18 protein-coding genes are annotated in these 20,798 nt (G+C 71.7%); 8 read left to right on the top strand and 10 right to left on the bottom strand.

Features of this window, described 5'->3' with window-relative positions; translation table 11 throughout:
• Window positions 1-56: 56 nt before the first annotated feature.
• Window positions 57-1,310, top strand: a complete 1,254-nt coding sequence (locus ACZ7M7_RS36805) for an MFS transporter (protein ID WP_472124694.1) — start codon at window positions 57-59, stop codon at window positions 1,308-1,310.
• Here ACZ7M7_RS36805 and ACZ7M7_RS36800 read toward each other — a convergent pair.
• Window positions 1,218-2,237 (bottom strand): GlxA family transcriptional regulator, encoded by a 1,020-nt coding sequence (locus ACZ7M7_RS36800; protein ID WP_472124691.1) that lies wholly within the window; start codon window positions 2,235-2,237, stop codon window positions 1,218-1,220. The genes ACZ7M7_RS36805 and ACZ7M7_RS36800 overlap by 93 nt on opposite strands.
• 71 nt (window positions 2,238-2,308) lie before the next feature.
• Here ACZ7M7_RS36800 and ACZ7M7_RS36795 point away from each other — a divergent pair, with 71 nt between their 5' ends.
• Window positions 2,309-3,616, top strand: a complete 1,308-nt coding sequence (locus ACZ7M7_RS36795) for an MFS transporter (RefSeq protein WP_383626872.1) — start codon at window positions 2,309-2,311, stop codon at window positions 3,614-3,616.
• 53 nt (window positions 3,617-3,669) lie between these two features.
• Here the strand turns inward: ACZ7M7_RS36795 and ACZ7M7_RS36790 are convergent, their stop codons facing one another.
• The 6 genes from ACZ7M7_RS36790 to ACZ7M7_RS36765 all read right to left on the bottom strand — a co-directional run bounded on the left by ACZ7M7_RS36790 (window position 3,670) and on the right by ACZ7M7_RS36765 (window position 12,524).
• Window positions 3,670-4,290 (bottom strand): flavin reductase family protein, encoded by a 621-nt coding sequence (locus ACZ7M7_RS36790; RefSeq protein WP_472124688.1) that lies wholly within the window; start codon window positions 4,288-4,290, stop codon window positions 3,670-3,672.
• Between the two features lie 76 nt (window positions 4,291-4,366).
• Window positions 4,367-5,206, bottom strand: coding sequence for an enoyl-CoA hydratase/isomerase family protein (locus ACZ7M7_RS36785; RefSeq protein WP_472125080.1), 840 nt, complete (start codon window positions 5,204-5,206; stop codon window positions 4,367-4,369).
• Between the two features lie 55 nt (window positions 5,207-5,261).
• On the bottom strand, window positions 5,262-7,487 hold the full coding sequence (locus ACZ7M7_RS36780; RefSeq protein WP_472124683.1) for an acetate--CoA ligase family protein: 2,226 nt from the start codon (window positions 7,485-7,487) through the stop codon (window positions 5,262-5,264).
• Between the two features lie 132 nt (window positions 7,488-7,619).
• Window positions 7,620-8,990, bottom strand: a complete 1,371-nt coding sequence (locus ACZ7M7_RS36775) for a flavin monoamine oxidase family protein (RefSeq protein WP_472125077.1) — start codon at window positions 8,988-8,990, stop codon at window positions 7,620-7,622.
• Between the two features lie 408 nt (window positions 8,991-9,398).
• Window positions 9,399-10,604, bottom strand: a complete 1,206-nt coding sequence (locus ACZ7M7_RS36770) for a flavin-containing monooxygenase (protein WP_472124680.1) — start codon at window positions 10,602-10,604, stop codon at window positions 9,399-9,401.
• A 282-nt stretch (window positions 10,605-10,886) separates the two neighbouring features.
• Complete coding sequence (locus ACZ7M7_RS36765) at window positions 10,887-12,524, bottom strand: subtype B tannase (protein WP_472125074.1); 1,638 nt, start codon at window positions 12,522-12,524, stop codon at window positions 10,887-10,889.
• 183 nt (window positions 12,525-12,707) lie between these two features.
• Here ACZ7M7_RS36765 and ACZ7M7_RS36760 point away from each other — a divergent pair, with 183 nt between their 5' ends.
• From ACZ7M7_RS36760 to ACZ7M7_RS36735, 6 genes are all read left to right on the top strand, one after another.
• Window positions 12,708-13,154 carry a DoxX family protein gene (locus tag ACZ7M7_RS36760; RefSeq protein WP_383606645.1) on the top strand — a complete coding sequence of 149 codons (447 nt, stop codon included), beginning with the start codon at window positions 12,708-12,710 and terminating at the stop codon, window positions 13,152-13,154.
• A gap of 13 nt (window positions 13,155-13,167) precedes the next feature.
• Window positions 13,168-13,566 (top strand): Zn-ribbon domain-containing OB-fold protein, encoded by a 399-nt coding sequence (locus ACZ7M7_RS36755; RefSeq protein WP_472124677.1) that lies wholly within the window; start codon window positions 13,168-13,170, stop codon window positions 13,564-13,566.
• A gap of 23 nt (window positions 13,567-13,589) precedes the next feature.
• Window positions 13,590-14,228, top strand: coding sequence for a GNAT family N-acetyltransferase (locus ACZ7M7_RS36750; protein ID WP_472124674.1), 639 nt, complete (start codon window positions 13,590-13,592; stop codon window positions 14,226-14,228).
• 302 nt (window positions 14,229-14,530) lie between these two features.
• A complete protein-coding gene (locus ACZ7M7_RS36745; RefSeq protein ID WP_472124671.1) occupies window positions 14,531-15,832 on the top strand; it encodes an RNA-guided endonuclease InsQ/TnpB family protein in 1,302 nt (433 codons plus the stop codon).
• Window positions 15,833-15,896: 64 nt separating this feature from the next.
• Window positions 15,897-16,769, top strand: a complete 873-nt coding sequence (locus tag ACZ7M7_RS36740) for a GNAT family N-acetyltransferase (protein WP_383626851.1) — start codon at window positions 15,897-15,899, stop codon at window positions 16,767-16,769.
• A gap of 109 nt (window positions 16,770-16,878) precedes the next feature.
• Window positions 16,879-18,456 carry a serine/threonine-protein kinase gene (locus ACZ7M7_RS36735; protein WP_472125071.1) on the top strand — a complete coding sequence of 526 codons (1,578 nt, stop codon included), beginning with the start codon at window positions 16,879-16,881 and terminating at the stop codon, window positions 18,454-18,456.
• Between the two features lie 9 nt (window positions 18,457-18,465).
• Here ACZ7M7_RS36735 and ACZ7M7_RS36730 read toward each other — a convergent pair whose 3' ends face one another.
• The 3 genes from ACZ7M7_RS36730 to ACZ7M7_RS36720 are packed head-to-tail and all read right to left on the bottom strand — an operon-like array spanning window position 18,466 to window position 20,791.
• The gene (locus tag ACZ7M7_RS36730; protein ID WP_472124668.1) at window positions 18,466-19,134 is read right to left on the bottom strand and encodes a pyridoxine/pyridoxamine 5'-phosphate oxidase; all 669 of its coding nucleotides are present in this window, start codon (window positions 19,132-19,134) and stop codon (window positions 18,466-18,468) included.
• Window positions 19,135-19,170: 36 nt separating this feature from the next.
• A complete protein-coding gene (locus tag ACZ7M7_RS36725; RefSeq protein ID WP_383606630.1) occupies window positions 19,171-19,596 on the bottom strand; it encodes a pyridoxamine 5'-phosphate oxidase family protein in 426 nt (141 codons plus the stop codon).
• A 22-nt stretch (window positions 19,597-19,618) separates the two neighbouring features.
• A complete protein-coding gene (locus ACZ7M7_RS36720; protein WP_383606627.1) occupies window positions 19,619-20,791 on the bottom strand; it encodes a thiolase C-terminal domain-containing protein in 1,173 nt (390 codons plus the stop codon).
• Window positions 20,792-20,798: the final 7 nt, after the last annotated feature.

Genomic DNA, 20,798 nt, shown 5'->3' with positions numbered 1-20,798 from the left:
CCACAGGCCCGGAAATCGGCTGCCGCGTTGTCGGTGGCGGCACCTACCGTCATCCCATGACCTATCGAGACGTCGCCTCCCAGCAGGTTCTGGTCTGGGCCTGCACCGCGGTCGCCTCCCGTATGCCGGTCGCCATGACGCCGTTGGCCCTGGTGTTCCTGGTGCGGGAGCGGCCCGGCGGTTACACGCTGGGTGCGGCGCTCGCGGCGGCCTATGTGATCGGCGAGATCATCGCTGCTCCGGTCCTCGGGCTGCGGTTCGATCCGGCGCGCGGTCGGCGTCACCTGGCCGTCGGGCTCGCGGGCGGGGCGGCGGGGTTCGTGGGGCTCGGGGTGCTGGCCGGAGCGCACCCCGTCGTGCTGGCGGCGTTCGCGTTCCTGGCCGGTGCGGCGCCGGCCGCGGTCGCCGGCGGTCAGCGGGCGCTGCTGACCACGCTGGTCCCGGAGCGTGCCGTGGCGCAGGCGCTGTCCACCGAGTCGATGCTGATGTCCGGCGTGTGGGCCGTCTCCCCGGTTGCGGTCGCCGGCCTCGCCCTGGGAGTGTCGCCACGGGGGCCGCTGCTCCTCGGGGCCGTGCTGATGGCGGTCTCGATCGCCGGCCACTGGCTGCTGCCCGCAGGCTGGGCCAAGGGAGGAGAGGACGGCGACGCGGGCCGGCCGAAGCCTCGCGTGCTGATACGCGCCTGGCCGGTGTACGTCACGGGCGCGGCCAGTCTCACCCTGCTCGGCCTCGCCGAACTCACCCTGCCCGCCCTGCTCGAACAGCGCGGCATCGGCGTCGGCTGGTCCGGCCCGATGCTGGCGGGCATGGCGGTGGGAGCGGGGGTCGGGGCGTTCCTGTACGGACTCAGATCGTGGCCGGGGCGGCTGCGCACGCGCAGTGTGGTGCTGATGTGCGTCATGTCGGTCTTCGTGACCCTCGCGGCGCTGATACCGGGCGCCGCGGGGATCGCAATGGCCCTCGTCCTCGCAGGCACGGTCCAGGCGGGCGCGCTGATCACCCGCAACCTGTCCCTGCGCGAGGCCCTGCCGCCGGGCGCTCTGGCCGCGGGCTACTCCGTGATGTATGCGGCTGCCGGTGCGGGTTACGCGGCGACGGGTTCCCTCGCGGGCGGCCTGCTCCAGGTGGTGACGCCGTCCACGGCGATCGTGGCCGGCGTGGCGCTGACCCTGCTCCTGTCGGCGCTCGGCTGGTGGGGCGAGGCGCGGCGGGACGGCTCAAGGGCCGCCGATGACCTGGACGTCGGCCTGGCTTCCGGTGCGGAAGGTGCGGCGGTAGTTGGTGGGTGTGACGCCGAGCGCAGTCTGTAGGTGCTGGCGCATCGACTGGGCGGTGCCGAAGCCGGCGTCGGCGGCCACCTGGTCGACCGAGAGGTCGGTGGACTCCAGGAGGTGCCGGGCGCGTTCGACGCGCTGTTGGGTGAGCCACTGGCCGGGGCTGACGCCGACCTCCTCGCGGAAGCGGCGCGTGAAGGTCCGTACGGACATGGACTCCTGCTCGGCCATGTCGCGCAGCTGGATCGGCTCGTGGAGGTGGCCCAGCGCCCAGGCGCGGGCGCTGGTCGTGGACGCCTGCTGCGGGTCGGGGACCGGGCGGTGGATGTACTGGGCCTGGCCGCCGTCCCGATGGGGCGGTACGACCGTGCGGCGGGCCACCTCGTTGGCGATCGCCGTGCCGTGGTCGCGGCGGACCATGTGCAGACACAGGTCGATCCCGGCCGCGACGCCGGCCGAGGTCAGCACGTCGCCCTCGTCGATGAACAGGACGTCCGCGTCGACCTTGATCCTCGGGAACAGCCGCTGGAAGCGTTCGGCGTCGGCCCAGTGCGTGGTGGCCGGGCGGCCGTCGAGCAGGCCGGCGGCGGCGAGGACGTAGACGCCGGTGCAGATGGAGGCGAGCCGGGTGCCGGGGCGGATGTGGGCCAGCGCGGCGGCCAGCTCGTCGGTCAGGACGCCCTCCTCGAAGACCGGGCCGAGCTCGTACGACGCCGGGATGATCACGGTGTCGGCGGTGGCCAGCGCCTCCGGGCCGCAGCCCACCTGGATGTCGAAGTCGGCGTCCGTCCTGACGGGGCCGGGCGGCCGGATCGAGCAGGTGACGACCTCGTACAGATGCCGTCCCGCGGCGTCCTTGGGGCGGCCGAAGATGCGGTGCGGGATGCCCAGCTCGAAGGGGAGCAGCCCGTCCAGGGCGAGGACGGCCACACGGTGCGGTCGGAACTCCGGCTCAGGGCTCATGGCCCGATCCTAACGAATGCTGTCCTTCGGGCCAATGGATCCGCGGCGGCGCAGGCCCGAAGCTCGTTGTCGTGACGCAGACAACCGAAGCCGCCGCCGTCGACCGGACCCCGCCGAAGCCCGGTCGTAACCGTATCCACCGTGCCTGGTTCGTCGCCGCCGTCGCCTTCGTGACGATCATCGGGGCCGCCGCCTTCCGCTCCGTGCCGGGGCTGCTCATCGACCCGCTGCACGAGGAGTTCGGCTGGTCGCGCGGCACGATCGGGGCCGCCGTCTCCATCAACCTGGCCCTGTACGGCCTGACCGCCCCCTTCGCCGCCGCCCTGATGGACCGCTTCGGCATGCGGCGCGTGGTCGCGGTCGCGCTCACCATGATCGCGATCGGCTCGGGTCTCACGGTGTGGATGACGGCCGCCTGGCAACTGCTGCTGTGCTGGGGCCTGCTGGTGGGCCTCGGGACCGGTTCGATGGCGCTGGCGTTCGCCGCGACGGTCACCAACCGCTGGTTCACCGAGCGGCGCGGTCTGGTCACCGGCATCCTCACCGCCGCCTCGGCCTCCGGCCAGCTGATCTTCCTGCCCGTGCTGGCCCTGATGGTCGATGCGGGCAACTGGCGCCCGGCCGCCGTCACGGTAGCCCTCGCGGCCCTCGTGGTGGTCCCGTTCGTCTGGCTGCTGCTGCGCGACCACCCGGCCGACGTGGGTGTGGCGCCGTACGGCGCGAAGGAGTTCGTGCCCAAGCCGCCCCCCGCCCGGGGCGCCGCGCGCCGGGCGGTGACGGTGCTCTTCTCGGCGGCCCGCACCGGCCCCTTCTGGCTGCTCGCCGGAACCTTCGCGATCTGCGGCGCCTCCACCAACGGCCTCATCCAGACCCACTTCGTGCCCGCCGCCCACGACCACGGCATGCCCGTCCCGGCCGCCGCCTCGCTGCTCGCGGTCATCGGTGTGTTCGACGTGGTCGGCACGATCGCCTCCGGCTGGCTCACCGACCGCTTCGACTCCCGCCGACTGCTCGCGGTCTACTACGCCCTGCGCGGCGTCTCCCTGCTGTTCCTGCCGATGCTGCTTTCCTCCACGGTCCACCCGTCGATGCTCTTCTTCATCGTTTTCTACGGCCTCGACTGGGTCGCCACCGTCCCGCCCACCGTCGCCCTGTGCCGGGAGCACTACGGCGAGGACAGCGCCATCGTCTTCGGCTGGGTCCTCGCCTCCCACCAGGTCGGCGCCGCGCTGGTGGCCTTCCTCGGCGGGGTCGCGCGGGACGTCTTCGGGACGTACGACATGGTCTGGTACGCCTCGGGCGCGCTGTGCGCGGCGGCGGCGCTGATGGCGCTGGTGATCCGGCGACGGCCGGCGGCGCCGGTGGTGGCGGTGGCGTGACGGACGGGGGTGGCGGTGCGGCAACCGGACAGTGCGTCGGTGCGTCGCCCGGCCTAGAGGAACCGCCCCTTGTGGAACAGCAGCGGTGCCTCGTCGCCCGCGCTCGCCCCCAGGGCGTCGACCCGTCCCACGACGATGAGGTGGTCGCCGCCCGTGTGCACCGCGTGGATCGTGCAGTCGATCCACGCGAGCGTGCCCGCGAGGCGGGGCGAGCCGGACACGGGGGCCGCGTCGTACGTGACCCCCGCGAACTTGTCCGTGCCGCTCATCGCGAAGGCACGGCACAACTCGCCCTGGCCGGCACTCAGGACGTTCACGCAGAAGACGCCCGCGCGGGCGATGCGCGGCCACGTCGTCGACGTACGGCCGACCATGAAGGCGACGAGGGGCGGGTCGAGGGAGAGGGAGGAGAAGGACTGGCAGGCGAAACCGGCGGGGGCGGCGCCCTCAAGGGCGTCGGTGACTTCCGGATCGGTGGCGGTGGCAGGTGCCGTGACAACGGCCACCCCCGACGCGAAGTTCCCGAGCACCCGCCGGAACTCTGCCTGCGGGACCGGCGCCCGCTCGTCCTCGCCGACACAGCGCAGCGCCGGGCGCGGCAGCGCCTGTACGGGCGGTGCGTCGGCCGACCTGAGGTAACGGACGGCGGCGGCGGCCATTCCTGCGTGTCCCATCACAGCACCCATTGAAACTGACGGTTCGTCAGATTGGAAGGGACGTGCGAGGGAGAACGGCCGCACCCTTCGCGCCTTACCGCCCCCTGAACTCGGCGCTCCTGCGCGCCACGAAGCTCGCCACTCCCTCCCGGGCGTCCTCCGTCGTCATGTTGATCTCCTGTGCGGCCGCCTCCGCCGCGAAGGCGGTGGTGCGGTCGGAGTCGAGGGAGGCGTTGACGAGCTGCTTGGTGAGGGCGAGGGCGCGGGTCGGGCCGGTGGCGAGGCGGGCCGCCCAGTCCCTGGCCGTCTTGTCCAACTCCGCGTCGGGTACGACCCGGTTGACGAGGCCGAGCCGCTCCGCGTCAGTGGCGGTGAGCGCGTCGCCGAAGAACATCAGTTCCTTCGCCCGCCGGGGGCCGACGAGGCGGGGGAGGAGATAGGCGCCGCCGCCGTCGGGGACCAGGCCGCGGCGCACGAACACCTCGATGAACTTGGCGGATTCGGCGGCCAGTACGAGGTCGCAGGCGAACGCGAGGTGCGCGCCGAGGCCCGCCGCGGTGCCGTTCACCGCGGCGATCACCGGCTTCTCGCAGTCGAGGACGGCCGAGATCAGCCGCTGGGCGCCGAGGCGGATCGTGCGGGCGACATCGCCGGGGACCCGCTCGCCGGCCGCGGACCCGCCCCGCAGATCCGCGCCGGCGCAGAAGCCGCGGCCCGTTCCGGTCAGTACGACGGCCCGTACGTCGGGGTCCGCGGAGGCGTCCGCGAGCAGCTCGATGATGCGTTCTCGCTGGTCAGGGGTGATGGCGTTGAGGGTTTCGGGGCGGTTGAGGGTGATGCGGCAGACCTGGTTGTCAGTGGCGTGCTGTACCAATGAATCGACTGAACCGACCGAATCGACGGTAATTCCGGAAGCACGGGGGGAATCGGGCATGTCCATCTCATCCTCAGGATTCATGCGGTCGCTGCTCATGCGGTCGGCGTTCATGTCAGCGGCACACCACCAGCGCGTCCAGCGCCACCGCGCCCTGCCCCCTGGGCAGCACCATCAGCGGATTGATGTCGAGCTCCGCGAGGTCGTCCCCGAGTTCCAGCGCCATGCGCTGCACACGCAGGACGACTTCCACGAGCGCGTCGAGGTCCGCCGGGGGCCGCCCCCTGACCCCGTCGAGGAGGGCCCGCCCGCGCAGTTCGGCGCACATGTCGCGGGCCTGCTCCTCCCCGAAGGGCGGCACCCGTACCGCGGTGTCGCCCAGCACCTCCACGAGCACCCCGCCGAGCCCGACCGTCACAGTCGGTCCGAACAGCTCGTCGTGCGTGGCGCCCACGACCATCTCGACGCCCCGCTCGACCATCTGGCAGACCAGGACACCGTCCAGCGAGACGTCCTCGTAGCGGGCGATGTCCGTCAACTCGCGGTAGGCGTCCCGGACCTGGCTGGCGGAGGTCAGCCCGATCTTGACCAGGCCGAGCTCGGTCTTGTGGGCGATCCGCGCGCCGGACGCCTTCATCACCACCGGGTAACCCACCAGCCCCGCGGCCCGTACGGCCGCCGCCGCGCTGGTCACCAATTGCTCGCGCGGGACGCGGATCCCGTACGCCCGCAGCAGCTGCTTCGCCGAGTGCTCGCTCAGCTGCTCGCCCGGGCGTATCAGTGCCTGCGCCTTGCGGAAGGACGGCGAGGGCATGCGCGGGGCCTCGTCGAAGGGGGAGCGGTAGCCGGTGACGAAGCGGTGGTGGTCGAGGTAGGCGCGGACGGCGGTGATGCAGTTCGCCACCGTCCGGAAGGTGGCCACGCGCGAGGAGCCGAGCAGGACGTCGCGGTACGCCGGCTCGGTGCCGACCGGCGACCCCCACACCACGCACACCAGCTTGTCCGTCCGCTCGGCGGCGTCCACCAGGTCCTGGACGAGCCGGTCGCTGAGGGGCGGGAAGGGCCCGGTGACCGGGCAGATCAGGATGCCGACCTGCGGGTCGTCGAGGATCGCGTCGATGATCTTCCGGCCGCGCCAGTCCCCGACCGGATGCCCGCCGTTGTCGACCGGGTTGGCCACGCTCAGGTACTCGGGTATCCACTGGTGCAGCTCGGTCTGCTTGGCCTCCGAAAGCACGGGCAGCGGCAGCCCCGCCTCGGTCGCCAGGTCGGCGAAGTGCGCGCCCGTGCCGCCCGAGATCGAATACACGACGACGCCGTCGGCGCGGGGCGGACACGCGCGGGCCAACAGGGTGGCGGTGTCCTGGAGTTCGTCGAGGCCGTCGACCCGGATCACCCCGTACTGCCGCATCGCCGCGTCCACCACCGCGTCCGCGCCGGTCAGCTTGCCGGTGTGTGAGGCGGCCGTGCGGGCGCCGGTCTCGGTGCGGCCCACCTTCACGGCCACGACGGGCACCTTGCGGCGGGCGGCGCGATCGGCGGCGAGGAGGAAGGAGCGGCCGTCCTTGAGGCCCTCGACGTAGCAGGCGATGGCCCCCACATCGGGCTGCTCGGAGAAGTAGGAGATGAAGTCGGCGGTCTCCAGGTCGGCCTCGTTGCCGGTGGGCGCCCAGTGGGTCAGGCGGATGCCGAGCTCCTGGAGGGCGAAGACCGGGCGGCCCTGGTGGCCGGACTGCGTGATCAGGGCGATCGCGGGACCCTCCAGATCGTCCCGGAACCGCTCGAAGGCGTTGAGGTTGGTGTTGGGGCCGAGGAGGCGCATGCCGGACCGTTCGACGGCGGCGGTGAGCCGGTCCTGGGCGGCGGCGCCCTCCTCGCCGGTCTCCGCGAACCCGGAGGCGAAGACGACAGCGAACTTCACCTTGGCCTCGGCCAGTTCCTCGACCACCGGAAGGGGGTCGGCGACCAGCAGCACGGCGAGATCGATCTGCTCGGGCAGATCGGCGACGGAAGGGAAGCAGGGGGTGCCGAACACGGAAGCACGGCTCGGATGCACCGGATGGAGCCGGGCGCCGACCCGCTCGGACCAGGCGATCAGCTGGCGGGTGACACCGGTGTTCGGCCGGCCCTCGGCGTCCGAGGCGCCGATCACGGCGACCGATTCCGGCCGGAAGAAGCGGCCCAGATCGGGCACGTCGGAGTACAGCGGTCGGCCGCTGACGTCGAGATCGTCGACCTCGGCCGGCCGGCCGTGGACGGCGGGCCCGGGCTGCTCGCCACAGGCGATGACCCGGGCCCGGCGGGAGTCGGTGGTGAGGGTGCCGTGGGTTGATCCAAGCATCGGTCCGCCCGCTCCTGTGTGACAGCGATTAACTGACGCAGTGTCAGATTAAAGGAACTGACACCGTGTCAGGAACGGCTGTGCACACAAAGTTGGGCGGCGATGTCGGAGGCCCCGGCGTGCGGGCCCCGCTCACAGCACCGCCAGCACCTCCTTCGCCGCCCGCTCTCCCGACCGCACCGCCCCGTCCATGAAGCCCATCCAGTGCGTGGAGGTCTCCGTCCCGGCCCAGTGGATGCCGCCGACGGGCGCGCGCAGGGCGGGGCCGTACTGGGTCAGGACGCCGGGAGCGGCGATGGAGACGGGGCCGCCGCGGGTGTAGGCCTCGTTGTTCCAGCGTTGCAGCACGAAGGAGGTGGGGGAGGCCGCTTTTTCGCCGAAGTACGTCGCGTAGTCCTTCAGTACGGCCGCCCGGACCTCCGCCTCGCTCGCCGCGTCCAGCTTGCGGGCCTCGTCGGCCTCGATGAAGCCCATCAGGGCGCCGTAGGAGGCATCGGGCGGGGAGTTGTCGAAGGTGGAGCTGATGACGCCGGTGTCGCTGACGACCTGGCCGTTGAAGCCGTCGGCGCGCCAGAAGGGGGTGTCGTAGATCGCGATCGCCTTGCCGACCGAGGCCATCGGCAGGCGCTGGGTGAGCTGGTCACGGGCGGCGGGGAGGAGAGGGGCGTAGGTGATGCGGGCGGCGAGGGGCGGGGGTACGGCGACGACGACCTTCCTGGCGGTGACGGTGATGCCGTCGGCCGTGACGACGTAACTGCCGCCGGACCGGGCGATCGTGCGCACCGGGGCGCTCAGCACCACGCGGTCGCCGAGCGTGGCGGCGAGTTTGACCGGTACCAGTTGCGAGCCGCCGACGAAGCGCAGTTCCTGGGCGCCGTTCGCGGTCTCGGTGAGGCGTTCCAGGGTGCCGGGGGTCGACGCGTTGCCGGCGGCGGCGATGTAGAAGAGGACGAACAGGAAGGAGAGTTCACGGGGCTCGGCCGAGAAGATCGACGTACAGGCCACGTCGAAGAGGAACTTGGCCGACGGGATGACCGCGTTGGCGCGCAGCCAGGTCTCGAAGGTCTGCCGGTCCCACTCGTCGGCCTTCGCCGCCGTCCAGGGCGCGTCGACCGGGATCTTCTTGGCCAGGTCGTTGAGCGTGGCCTGCACGATCGCGGCGTTGGCGAGGCCGGCCGCGTCGATGGGCGGGACCGCGCCGAGGATGCCGTCGGTGGCGTAGGGGGTCTTCCTGCCGTCCTTGTGGAGGAGGTTGTTGCCGGTGTTGTAGGTGGTGAAGGTCTGCACGCCGAGGGAGTCGGCGAGGGCCTTGATGCGGTCCTGGGTGGGGCCGATGAACTCACCGCCGCCCTCGGTGACGCCGCCGCCCGCCAGGTCGAGGCCCATCACCCGGCCACCCACGCGGTCGCGGGCCTCCAGGACGACGACCGACTTGCCGGCCGCCACCAGATCGCGGGCCGCGGTGAGCCCGGCCAGGCCGGCGCCGACGATCGCGACATCCACGTCGCGGGTGGCCGCGGAGGCGGGGCCGGCGCCGGTCGCGCTGAGAGTCGCGGCACCGGCCGCGGCTGCCGCACCGCCGAGGAGGGAACGCCGGGAGAGCTTGGAGGTCTTGAGGGCCTCGGGGGCCTTGGGGGCTGAGGAAGTCCGGGAAACCCGGGAGGTCCGGGAAGCCCCGGAGGTCCGGGAAGCCCCGGGAGTCCGGGCGACCCGGGGGAGTTGTCTTTCGCTTGCCACGTGCGTCCTCCGTCGTAGCGAGAGGGAGTGGAGCCGGAAAGGTGAACAGGGCTCACATTCTGGCTCCGTGCGGTGGCGCGGTACAGCCCTTGCGTCACTTCTGACTCTCAAGTAACGCGGGATATGGGTAAGGGAGTTGAGGTGGGCGAAGGGAAGGAGGGGCAGGGCGCGGGGTCAGACCGGCAGCCGGGAGACCTGTCCGCCGCCGTCCCTGTCACCGTCAGCGCCGCGGGCGACGGCCTTCGCGATCTTCTGCGCGTCGATCGCCATTTCGCGGAGGTTGCCGCTGATGGGGTTGGTGTAGCCGGTGAAGTACAGGCCGGGGGCGCCGGCGGGGGTGCGGGCGCCCTGGACGACCGGCCTGCCGCGGGCGTCGAGGACGTCGAGGTGGCCCACGAGGCCCTCCAGGGCGCGCACGTAACCGGTGGCCGCGATGACGGCGTCCGGCGAGACGCGAGTGCCGTCGGCGAGGAGGACCTTCCCGTCCTCGAAGCCGTCGACGGCGGCCACGATCTCGATGCGGCCCTTGCGTACGGCGTTGATGAGGCCGACGTCGAGGACCGGGATCGCGCCTTCCTTGACCCGGCTGTAGAGCCCGGTGTCGGGGCGCGGCAGCCCCTGGGCCGACAGGTCCGGCACGCTCAGCTTCGCCACGGGCCTGGCGAGCCGGTCGACGAGCCCGACCGGCAGCCGTCGTACGAGGATGCTGGTGCGCTGGGCGGGCCACCCGGCGGTGGAGCGGCGCACGATGTGCGGCACCGTACGCACGGCCAGCCGCACCCGCGAGGCGCCGCCCTCCACCAGGTCCACGGCGATCTCGGCACCGGTGTTGCCGATACCGACGACCAGGACGTCGCGGTCGGCGTAGGGCGCCGGGTTGCGGTAGTCGCCGGCGTGCCGGAACTCGCCGCTGTAGGTGTCCAGGCCGGGCCAGTCCGGGATGCGCGGGGTGTGGTTGTGGCCGGTGGCCACGACGACGGCGGCGCCGGTCAGTTCACGGCCGCCGGTGGCGTGCAGCAGCCAGCCGGAGCCGTCGGCGGCGGGCTCGACGCGGGAGACCTCGACGCCGGTGACGATCTCCAGGTCGTGGAACTCCGCGTACTTCTCCAGGTAGCGCGACACGTCGTCCCGGGACACCCAGCGCCCGAACCGACGCGGTATCGGCAGCCCGGGCAGGCCCGACAGCCGTCGGGTGGTGTGCAGATGGAGGCGGTCGTAGTGGCGCCGCCAGGAGGCGCCGACCTGGTCCGACTTCTCCAGCACCACCGCACGCAGTCCCCGGGCGCGCAGCGCGTGCGCGACGGAGAGTCCGCCGGGGCCGCCGCCGATGATGTAGACGGGGCGGTCCGTGGGGGTCGGGGACGCTATGGAGTCGGCCATGTTCGGGAGCGTAATCACGCAGCCGGTTGATGGGTCTCGGTCAAGCCCGGAATTGGTTGCGGATCGATCACGGCTGTAGGAGGGGTGGGTGGGATCTGTGGCGTAGGTCTCCTGGTTGTGGGGGTGAGGTGGGGGTCGGGGTGGGGGCGGAATGGCAGGACGCCGGGCCCCGCAGGTGGGCGGGAACTCGGCGTCCTGGGGCGGTGGCCGGAGTCATGACGGGAGACCGGTACCGCGTTCTGAGGGGCCGGCTGCTCGGCCTCGACAGCGTTGCCCCGGGGGCTACCCGGCGGCTCGCTCGGTCTTGTGGCCGCTGATCCTGGCGATCCACTTGATGAAGTCGCCGGGGTCCGCGTTGGCGCCGTGGCCCTCGTCCCAGTAGTAGAGGTGGCTCACGTCGTCGCCGAGGGTGTGTGCGGCGGCGGCGAGGTTGGCGGAGACGGTGTGGGAGGTGTCGGAGTCGTTGGTGCCGAGGCGGATCCACCAGTGCTTGGTGCGGTGTGGGTTGGGCTTCGAGACCAGGTAGGGCATCGGGTTCATCAGGCGCAACGAGGCGGGGAGGTCGCTCGCCACCCGCTTGCTGCTCAGGCCCGTGGTGTCGTTCTTGGCGCCGTAGGCCGTGAAGTGGCGGGCCTGGGTGGTGCCGAGGCCGAACAGGTTGTTCTCGCCCGTCGACAGGTCGAAGGCGTCGAAGGCCGGCGTGGTCTTCTTGCGGGCGCCGACGTGGGTGAGGAAGTCGGCCCAGGAGAAGGCCGCCTTGCCGCCGGACCAGGTGATGAAGGGGTTGGAGGAGAGGTACGACTCGCGGTCCGCGTCCGACAGGGCCGCCAGGTATGTGGTCGCCGACGGCTCCAGGTACTGCTTCACCAGGTACTCGTCGTAGTTGCGGGCCGTGAGCGTGCCGAAGCCGCCGAGGCCCCGCAGCTTCAGGGACGCCTGGTACTCGGCGAACTGCGACCGCAGCTCCTTCGACACCGTCCGGTCGACCTTGGAGCCGGAACTCGTGGCGTTGGAGCCCCAGTTCCACTCGTAGGCGCCGTCGGCGTGCTCCAGGTCGGTGATCGGGCACCAGGCGCCGGTCGCGAAGATGGCGTCGCTCGCGTCTGCCGCGCCGATCTCCTTGAGGTACTTGTCGTAGAGCGGGCTGTCGCCGGACGCGCCGAGCAGGGAGGACAGGGCGCCGCCCGCGCTGGTGCCGGAGGAGACGATGCGGTCGACGTTGCCGGGTATGCGGCCCTCGTTGAACCGCACGTACCGGACGGCGGCCTTGAGGTCCACGATGGCCGCGGGGGCGACGCCGTAGTACTCGCCGGCGGAGTTCTTGAGCGTACGGCCGCGGGCGCCGGGCTCGACGACGACGTAGCCGGCCGCGAGCGCCAGCTTGGGGAGGCTGACCATCCCGCCCTGGGCGTTCACCATGCCGTTGCCGCCCGAGGCGACCTCGCCCGAGGCCGACGCGGAGGCGCTCGGCGACGCGGAGGCGCTAGGCGTGCCGCCGCCCGGCATGCCGGTCATGCCGCCCCCGCCCACGCCCGTCGCGTCCGCGACCGACGACGGCATGTAGCCGCCGACCGAGTTGGCGAACAGGATCGGGGCGCGTGTGGCGTCGACGGCCGTACCGTCGATCTTCACGGGGACGCTCACGTTCAGGCTCTGGTACTTCTCGTCGACCGGCTTCGCGACGTAGGTGATCGCCTTGTGGAAGTGGTACTCCACCTCGTGCTCGGCCCCGTCGGCGTCGGTGATGGTCGTCGTCAGGGTCGAGTAGGCGTCCTTGTCGAAGAGCAGGGCGTCGGACGAGGACGACCCCGAGGACCCCGGCGCGCTCGTGCCGCTCGTGCCGCTCGACGCGCTCGACGCCTGCGCGGTCAGGGCGACGCCCCCGACCGCCGCGACCCCGGCGGTCGCCCCGATCCCCATGACCACGCTCCTGCGCTTGACTGCCCTGTGCCTCACGTCCGGCTCCCTCGGCTCACTCGGTGTCCTCGGCTTGCGTCTGCGAACCTAGCCGGACTGTGGACAAGATTGCCAACAATCCGCGGGACTCATCCGGGATGCACAGGCGATTGTCAGGCTCCTCCAATCTGACGTACCGTCAGATCCATGGACGCGATCTGGCTCACAGGTGCGGAATGGCTGGCCGTGCTCCGAATAGGCCTCGGGCTGTGGTGGCTGGAGAGCTGGCGGCACAAGGACAAGAAGAGCTGGTTCGAGGGGGCGGGGATCTCCTGGGCGGCGGAGGTGGCGGCCAAGCACCGCTGGAACGCCGTACGGTCCGGCTTCGGGGCCGTCGTGACACCCCGGCCGCGGACGATGGCGTACGTCGTGCTGTACGCGGAACTCGCCCTCGGGCTCGGGCTCATCCTCGGGTTCCTGACCCCGATCGCCCTCGTCGGCGGGCTGCTGCTCAACGTCCTCTACTTCACCCTCATGATCCACGACTGGGGGGAGCAGGGGCAGAACTCGATGATGGCGCTGATCTCGGTGGTCGCGCTGTTCGGGATGTCATGGCAGTCGTGGTCGGTGGACGGCGCGCTGGGGTTGTTCTGATGAGGGAGCTCCGATGAGCGGGCAGCGATACGACCTCCCCGAGGCCGACGCCTTCACCCGCACCTACTGGGACGCCGCAGCGCAGGGGCAGTTGCTCATCCGGAGGTGCCGCGCCTGCGCACGCGCCCACCACTACCCCCGCGAGTTCTGCCCCCACTGCTGGAGTGACGACGTGACGTGGGAGGAAGCCGGCGGTCGGGCCACGCTCTACACCTGGTCCGTCGTCCACCGCAACGACCTGCCGCCCTTCGGGGAGCGGACGCCGTACGTCGCCGCCGTCGTCGATCTCGCCGAGGGGCCGCGGATGATGACCGAGGTCGTGGAGTGCGGGGACGTCGGACGGCTGCGGGCCGGGATGGAGCTGTCGGTCGTCTTCCGGGACGGGGTGCCGGTGTTCCGCGCTGCCGGCTGACCGGCGCGGGGTTCAATGGCCGCATGCCTCACGCCGACATACGCCCCACCAGCCACCCGCACCCCCACCCCGACCTGCACGGCCACGGCCTGCGCCTGCGCCCCTGGGACCCGGAGTCCGAGGCCGACGCCGCGACCTGGTTCCGGGGCCGCAGCGACCCGGAGTTCCGGCGCTGGAACACCCCGTTGAGCATCGGGACCGACCCCGACAGCGCCCTGGAATCCCTCCGCGACACGGCACGGAGTACGCGGGAGGGCACCTCCGTGTCGTACTGCGTCACCGACGCGTCGACCGGTACCCCCTTCGGGCACATCGGCGTCAACGTCATCGACCGGGTCATGCGCTCCGCCCGCGTCGGCTACTGGGTTCTCCCCGAGGCCCGTGGCCGCCGTGTCGCCACCCACGCGCTCTCCCTCGTCACCCGGTGGGCCCTCGCCGAGCCGGGCCTGGGCCTGTACCGGCTCGAACTCGGCCATGCCGTCGGGCACGAGTCCTCCTGCCGTATCGCCGAGCGCGGCGGCTTCCGGTACGAGGGGACCCTGCGGGGCGCGATGTGGGAGGCGGGGAGGCAGGATGCCTACCGGGACGTACATCTGCATGCCCGCCTAGCGTCGGACCCGGACCCGCAAACGGACCCCGATGCCGCCCCGGACGTCCTGTAGGCCCATCTGGGAGTGGGGTCTTGTGTCGGCTCGGTGTCCACCGTTCTTTCCGGGCAGGGTGCCCAATCCTTCGGGGCCAGGGTGTATGCCCGTTCCCGCGTAGGGGGGCCGGGGAAGACGAATCGCCGCCAGAGCGACTCGGTGTCTTGGGCCAGACGGCGCTGAGGCCGACCTCAAGCGGGTGTACCAACTCGGAGTTGAGGGCTCGGTGGGGCGGGGTGGCGGCCGGGAGCCGTCACTCGGACGGGTGGTGTTGATCGATGGCGTGCACGGTTGGGGAACGCGCGGGCTAGGTTCGCGGCATGTCGCGTTTCCGGATGTATCCGACGCCCGCGCAGGCAGAGCAGATGCTCACGCACTGCGCGCACGCCCGGTACGTGTGGAACCTCGACGTCGAGCAGCACGCGCACTGGCGCAGGTGGCGCAAGCCGGCGCCTGGCTTCGAGGAGCAGTGCCGCCAGCTCACCGAGGCCCGGCGCGAGAGCGAGTGGCTGGCCGCGGGGAACGCTGATGTGCAGCAGCAGGCGCTCAAGGACTTCGGCAAGGCCAAGAACGCCCGCTTCACCTCCGGGTTCGGTGAGCCGACCTGGCGCAAGAAGTTTCGTCACGAGGGCTTCCGGGTCATCGGCACCGACCGGGTGCCTGAGCACAACGAGGACGGCACGGCGAAGCTGAACGCGAAGAGCGGCAAGCAGGTCATGAACCGGTCCGTCGTGGTGCAGAAGCTGAACCGGCGGTGGGCACAGGTCAAGGTGCCCGGCTGCGGCTGGGTGCGTTTCCGGCTCAGCGTCAGGGACAAGGGCGCGCATCTGCCCGACGCAAAGACGTTCCGGGTCACCTTCCGCAACGGGCAGTGGCACATCGCCTTCGCCGTCATCCCTGAGTCGATTCCCGCACCCGGCACGGGCGAGGTCATCGGCATCGACCGGGGCGTGACCATTACGGCCGCCATGTCGGACGGCCGCACGCTGAACTGCCCGCAGCTCACCGTCAAGGAACGCGCTCAGATCCGCAAGCACCAGCGGCGCGCAGCACGGGCGAAGAAAGGCAGCCCCGAAAAGACGGCCGAGTATGCGAAGGCCGCCAGGCTTAAAGCCAGGGAGGCGAACCGGCGTAAGGACTGGTGCGAGAAGACCAGCACCATGCTCGCCCGCACATGCGACCTGATCCGGTTCGAGAAGCTGAACATCAAGAACATGACCCGCTCGGCAAAAGGAACCGTCGAGCAGCCCGGCAAGAACGTGGGCCAGAAAGCCGGGCTCAACCGGGGCATCCTCGCTCAGGGCTGGGGCCTGCTGCGGCAGCGCACCGGGCACAAGGCACCCGGCCGGGTCGAAGACGTTCCCGCCCCCTACACCTCTCTGCGGTGCAGTGCCTGCGGATGGATCGAGAAGAAGTCGCGCAAGAGCCAAGCCGACTTCCAGTGCGTATCGTGCGGCTTCACCTGCAACGCGGACACCAACGCAAGCATCAACGTCGCGGCAGGACAGGGCGGGGTCCCCCGCCCCCGGCGAACAGCCGGTGCCGGAGGGGTGACAACGGCCACCGGCCGTTCGAGCGCCCGTGAACCTCAACCCGCCTGGGTTGGAATCCCCCTCTTTTGAGAGGGGGAGGATGTCAAAGCGGAAAAGGGTGCACACTCGGTGCCGCGTCGCGGGATCATGAGGTATGCGCCCGGACGACTGGTACTGCACCCAGGATCTCACCGGCTTCCTCGCCCACGCCGGTGGCTTTCTGCGCTCACGCCCCGATCTGCACACCGTCGTCCTGACGGTGACCGAGACGCTGCGCACCAGCGGGTTGCGTGCGTACGGTGACGAGGCGCCGGTCTTCGGGGTGCTGGAGGTGGGCGGGCAGGTACGGGCCGCCTATTTCCGCACCCCGCCCTACCGGCTGAACGTCACCCCGCTCACCCCCGACGAGGCCGACTCCCTCGCCGCCCACCTGGTCGCCCTCGGCCACTCGGTCCCCGGCGTCATCGCGGCCCGCGAGACCGCCGAGGCCTTCGCCACCGCCTGGCGCCGGCACGCGGGCGGCAGGGCCTCGGTCAGCCAGAGCCAACGCCTGTACCGACTCGGCAACCTGGCCCTGCCGCAGCCCCTCCCGGCGGGCCGGGCACGGGTCGCGGGCAAGGAGGACCGGGAGCAACTGACGCGCTGGTACGGCGAGTTCATCGAGGCCGTCGGCGACCACGCCGCCCGTGACGCCGCCGCATGGGCCGACTCACGCATCTCCTACGGAGGCATCACCTTCTGGGAGGACGCGGACGGCACCCCCCTCGCCATGGCCGGCGTGACCCCGGTGGTCGCCGGGCAGGTCCGGGTCGCCCCCGTCTACACCCCGGCCCACCTGCGCGGACGCGGCTACGCGGGCGCGGCCACGGCCCAGGTCAGCCGGGCCGTGCTCGCCTCCGGAGTGCGCGAGGTACTGCTCTTCACGGACCTCGGCAACCAGACGAGCAACAGCCTCTACCAGCGCATCGGGTACCGGGCGGTGGCCGACTTCGCGGCGTACGACTTCCGGGGGACCCGGGGCTTCTAGGCGTCCCCGGCCGTCGAATCCACGCGCGCTAAGGTGCATCTGCAATCTGTTCGAAAAGTGCTCAGGTGTACGGGGAGAAGTAGGTCTCACGGTGTCCGATCTGGGGAGGGTGTCCGAACTGGGGCGGCTCATTGCGAACCGCTACCGGTTGGTGGAGCGCGTCGGACGCGGCGGCATGGGCACCGTGTGGCGGGCCGAGGACGAAGTGCTCAACCGGCACGTCGCCCTCAAGAAACTGCACGTCCCGCCGCACCTGCACGACGACGAGATCCAGCGGCTCTACGAGCGCACTCGCCGTGAGGCCCGCAGCGCCGCCCGGATCACCCACCCCCATGTGATCGTCGTGCACGACGTCGTCGACGACGAGGGCCTGCCGTGCATCGTCATGGAGTACATCCCCTCGCTCACGCTGGGCGACGTCCTCAAGAAGCAGGGCACGCTGCCACCGGGCGACGCCGCCCGGATCGGCCGCAGCATGGCCGCCGCCCTGCGCGCCGCGCACGACGTCGGCGTGCTGCACCGGGACGTCAAGCCCGCCAACGTGCTGCTCGGGAACGACGGGCGCATCGTCCTCACGGACTTCGGGATCGCCGTGGAGTCCGGATCGCCCTCCCTGACCAGGACCGGGGAACTGGTCGGTTCGATCCAGTACCTCGCGCCGGAGCGGCTGCGCAGCGGGATCGCCGAGCCCGGCCCCGCCTCCGATCTGTGGTCGCTCGGGGCGACGCTGTACGAGGCGGTCGAGGGGCGGCCCCCGTTCGGCCGGGACACGGCGATCGAGACGGCGTACGCCATCGCCGCCGACACCTACGACCCTCCGCGCAACGCCGAGGACCTGGCCCCGGTGATCGAGGGGCTGCTGGTGAAGGAGCCCGACCGGCGCATGGCCGCCAAGGAGGCCGAGCACCTCCTGAGCCGGGTGGCCGGCGAGGCGACCGCCCCGCTCGATCCGCCGACGAGACCGGAGCGGATGCCCGCCACCCGCACGGCGGCCCCCACCACCCCCACCACCCCCACCACCCCCGTCACCCCCACCACCCCCGACGCCGCGCCGGGGCGGAAGCGAGGCCGCCGCACGGCCCTGTGGATCGCTTCGGCACTGGTGATCGCCGCCACCGTGACGGGCGCTGTGCTGCTGCGGCCGGGGGGCGGTCTCGCGTCGTCGGACGACGACGCCCCGCGGTCCCCTTCCCGGCCCGCGTCCGGCACCTCTCCGGCGCCGAGCGCCTCCCCGTCGCCGGTTCCCACCGGGTACCACCTCGTGAAGGCCGGCCAGAACTTCTCCGTGCCCGTGCCGGACGGCTGGAAGGCCCAGAAGGTGCCCAAAACCGGTGAGGTCGCCTACATCGACCCGACCGGGCTGGTCGGCCTGCGGGTCGAGGAGGTCGAGTTCGCGGGGGCCGACCCGCTCCAGCACTGGCGCGACACCGAAGAGGCCCAGACGCGGCGCGACAACGCGGGCTACGAGCGGGTCAGGATGAGCCGCACGACCTTCCGTGGCCGGACCGCCGGGTACTGGGAGTTCACCTTCCAGGGCAGGGTGCGCGGTTTCCGGGGGGTCGAGCTGGCCATCAACGGTGCCGACAACACCCAGTACGCCATCTACCTCTCCGCACCGGACGCGCAGTGGGACGAGTACCGCCCGGTGTTCGACACCGCCGTCAACGGGATCCGGCTCCCCGACTGACGCCGACCGCTAGGGCCAGAGCAGCTCCCTCACCCAACCGTCCTCCCCGCGCCGGTAGTCGAGCCGCACATGCCGACGCCGCGCGTCGCCCTGGAAGAACTCCACCTCGTCGGGGCGCAGGTGGAACAGCGTCCACGTCGGCACGGGAGCGTCGGGCTCGCGTCCGGCCCGTTCCCAGGCCGACTCGGAGGCCCGCGCCAACTCCTCCAGTGACCCAAGGACCTGGCTCTGGCGGCCGGTCAGTGCCGCCGCCAGCGCGCCGGTCGAGCGGGCGTGCAGGTCGGCCTGGCCGTCCTGGGCGGGGGCGGCCGACACCGGGCCCCGCACCCGCACCTGGCGGCCCTGGGCGGGCCAGTAGAAGCCGAGTGCCGCGTACGGGCGGGCCGTCAGCTGGCGGCCCTTGCGGCTGTCGACGTGGGTCGCGAAGGACCAGCCGGAGGCGTCCGCGCCGTGCAGCATCACCGTCCGTACGTCCGGCAGGCCGTCCTCGCCGGCCGTGGCGAGGGACATGGTGTGCGGTTCCACCTGCCCCGCCGCCACCGCCTCGGCGAACCAGGCCGTGAACAGGGCGAGCGGGTCGGCGGGTGCGGTGGCCGGGTCGAAGGCAGGCAGCTCGGTGACCGCCGGGTCCCACACCCGCAGCGACCTCAGCAGCTCATGAAGAAGGTCATCTCCCATGCATCGATTGTCACGTGCCGCGGCGGCCGCACCGGCTCACAGCTGACCGAGGTCGGACGACACCCAGCGTTCGGGTCGCATGTGGATGACGATCTGCTCGCCGTGGTTCTTCCAGGCGAAGTCGACATAGCCGTCGACCTTGTCGGCCGGGAGATAGCGGGCCGAGACCTCCCGGAGCTGTTCCAGGGTGGCGGGGGTGGTCTCGATGACCGGGCCCTCGACCGACGCGTACCGGACGGTGGGTTCGACGCGGTCGACCATCAGGGTGAACCGGCCGGACGCCTGGATCAGCTGGTTCTTCCGGGAATCCAGCCCGGTCAGGACCCATACGTTGCCGCCGGGCTCGTACTGGTACCAGACCGGCACGGTCAGTGGAGCGCGCCCCGCGCCCGCGTCGACGGACAGCGCGGCGACATGGGGCTCGGCAAGGAACTGTTCGCGTTCTTCTCGGGTCAGGGCCATGCCTGCAGTCCTCTCGATCGGCTCAATCCCTCCCCAGTACCAACGTCCCCGACGAGCAGAACCATCCCCCGGTCGCCGAAGCGACACCCAGACGGGGCAACGCCCCGCCCCGCCCGCGCACCTGACGCTCCCCGCCCTCGCCCCGCAGCTGCCGCACCGCCTCCACCAGCAGGAACAGCCCCCGCATCCCGGGGTGCTGGGCCGAAAGGCCGCCCCCGTCCGTGTTGACCGGAAGTTCCCCGCCCCGCACCAGCAGCCGCCCCTTCTCCACGAACGCGCCGCCCTCGCCCTTCCCGCAGAAGCCGAGGTCCTCCAGCGTCACGAGGGTCATGTAGGTGAACGCGTCGTAGATCTCGGCGAAGTCGATCTCCTCCGGGCGCACCCCGGCCCGCTCGAAGGCGAGGCGTCCGCTGACCGCCGCCGGGCCCACCGTGAAGTCGGGCCACTCGGACATCGCCGCGTGCGAGACGTGCTCCCCGGTGCCGAGCACCCACACCGGAGCCGTACGGCAGTCCCGTACGAACTCCTCGGCCGCCAGCAACACCGCCGCCCCGCCGTCGGAGCGGATGCAGCAGTGCAGCTTGGTGAAGGGGTCCGCGATCACCGGCCCGTCCAGGACGTCGTCGACGGTGATCGGGTCGCGGAACATCGCGTCCGGGTTCAGGGCCGCATTGGCCCTCGCCTGGACGGCGACCTCCGCCAACTGCTCGATGGTCGTGCCGTGTTCGATCATGTGGCGGCGGGCGGCCATGGCGTACTTGGCGATGAGCGTGTGACCGTACGGCACCTCGAACTGCAGGGGGCCCCGGGAGCCGAAGGACAGGTTCCCCGTCCGCCGGCCCGCCCTGATGTCGGCGCGGGCCGTCGAGCCGTAGACGAGGAGGACGGCGTTCGCGTGCCCCCTCGCTATCGCGTCCGCCGCGTGGGCGGCCATCACCTCCCAGGTGGAGCCGCCGACGGAGGTGGAGTCGACCCAGGTGGGGCGCAGCCCCAGATACTCGGCCACCTCGACGGGGGCGAGGGTGCCGAGCCCGGCGGACGCGAAGCCGTCCACCACCTCCCGGCCGAGCCCCGCGTCGGCCAGGGCGCGGCGGGCCGCCTGCGCGTGCAGGGCGTACGGGGTCGCGTCGTCCACCCTGCCGCAGTCGGAGAGGGACACCCCGACTACGGCGACTTTCCGGCTCCCGGGAGTCATGCGAGGC

The organism is Streptomyces sp. NPDC111606, assembly GCF_055656945.1.
This window is presented reverse-complemented; position numbering and strand designations above follow the sequence as displayed.

Bases quoted from the DNA above. Each gene is read 5' to 3' on its own strand.
- ACZ7M7_RS36730 (WP_472124668.1), bottom strand. From the start codon at position 19,134: ATGGGAGATGACCTTCTTCATGAGCTGCTGAGGTCGCTGCGGGTGTGG.
- ACZ7M7_RS36725 (WP_383606630.1), bottom strand. From the start codon at position 19,596: ATGGCCCTGACCCGAGAAGAACGCGAACAGTTCCTTGCCGAGCCCCAT.
- ACZ7M7_RS36755 (WP_472124677.1), top strand. From the start codon at position 13,168: ATGAGCGGGCAGCGATACGACCTCCCCGAGGCCGACGCCTTCACCCGC.
- ACZ7M7_RS36750 (WP_472124674.1), top strand. From the start codon at position 13,590: ATGCCTCACGCCGACATACGCCCCACCAGCCACCCGCACCCCCACCCC.
- ACZ7M7_RS36800 (WP_472124691.1), bottom strand. From the start codon at position 2,237: ATGAGCCCTGAGCCGGAGTTCCGACCGCACCGTGTGGCCGTCCTCGCC.
- ACZ7M7_RS36805 (WP_472124694.1), top strand. From the start codon at position 57: ATGACCTATCGAGACGTCGCCTCCCAGCAGGTTCTGGTCTGGGCCTGC.
- ACZ7M7_RS36790 (WP_472124688.1), bottom strand. From the start codon at position 4,290: ATGGGACACGCAGGAATGGCCGCCGCCGCCGTCCGTTACCTCAGGTCG.
- ACZ7M7_RS36760 (WP_383606645.1), top strand. From the start codon at position 12,708: ATGGACGCGATCTGGCTCACAGGTGCGGAATGGCTGGCCGTGCTCCGA.
- ACZ7M7_RS36785 (WP_472125080.1), bottom strand. From the start codon at position 5,206: ATGCCCGATTCCCCCCGTGCTTCCGGAATTACCGTCGATTCGGTCGGT.
- ACZ7M7_RS36740 (WP_383626851.1), top strand. From the start codon at position 15,897: ATGCGCCCGGACGACTGGTACTGCACCCAGGATCTCACCGGCTTCCTC.
- ACZ7M7_RS36745 (WP_472124671.1), top strand. From the start codon at position 14,531: ATGTCGCGTTTCCGGATGTATCCGACGCCCGCGCAGGCAGAGCAGATG.
- ACZ7M7_RS36770 (WP_472124680.1), bottom strand. From the start codon at position 10,604: ATGGCCGACTCCATAGCGTCCCCGACCCCCACGGACCGCCCCGTCTAC.
- ACZ7M7_RS36765 (WP_472125074.1), bottom strand. From the start codon at position 12,524: ATGGGGATCGGGGCGACCGCCGGGGTCGCGGCGGTCGGGGGCGTCGCC.
- ACZ7M7_RS36780 (WP_472124683.1), bottom strand. From the start codon at position 7,487: ATGCTTGGATCAACCCACGGCACCCTCACCACCGACTCCCGCCGGGCC.
- ACZ7M7_RS36720 (WP_383606627.1), bottom strand. From the start codon at position 20,791: ATGACTCCCGGGAGCCGGAAAGTCGCCGTAGTCGGGGTGTCCCTCTCC.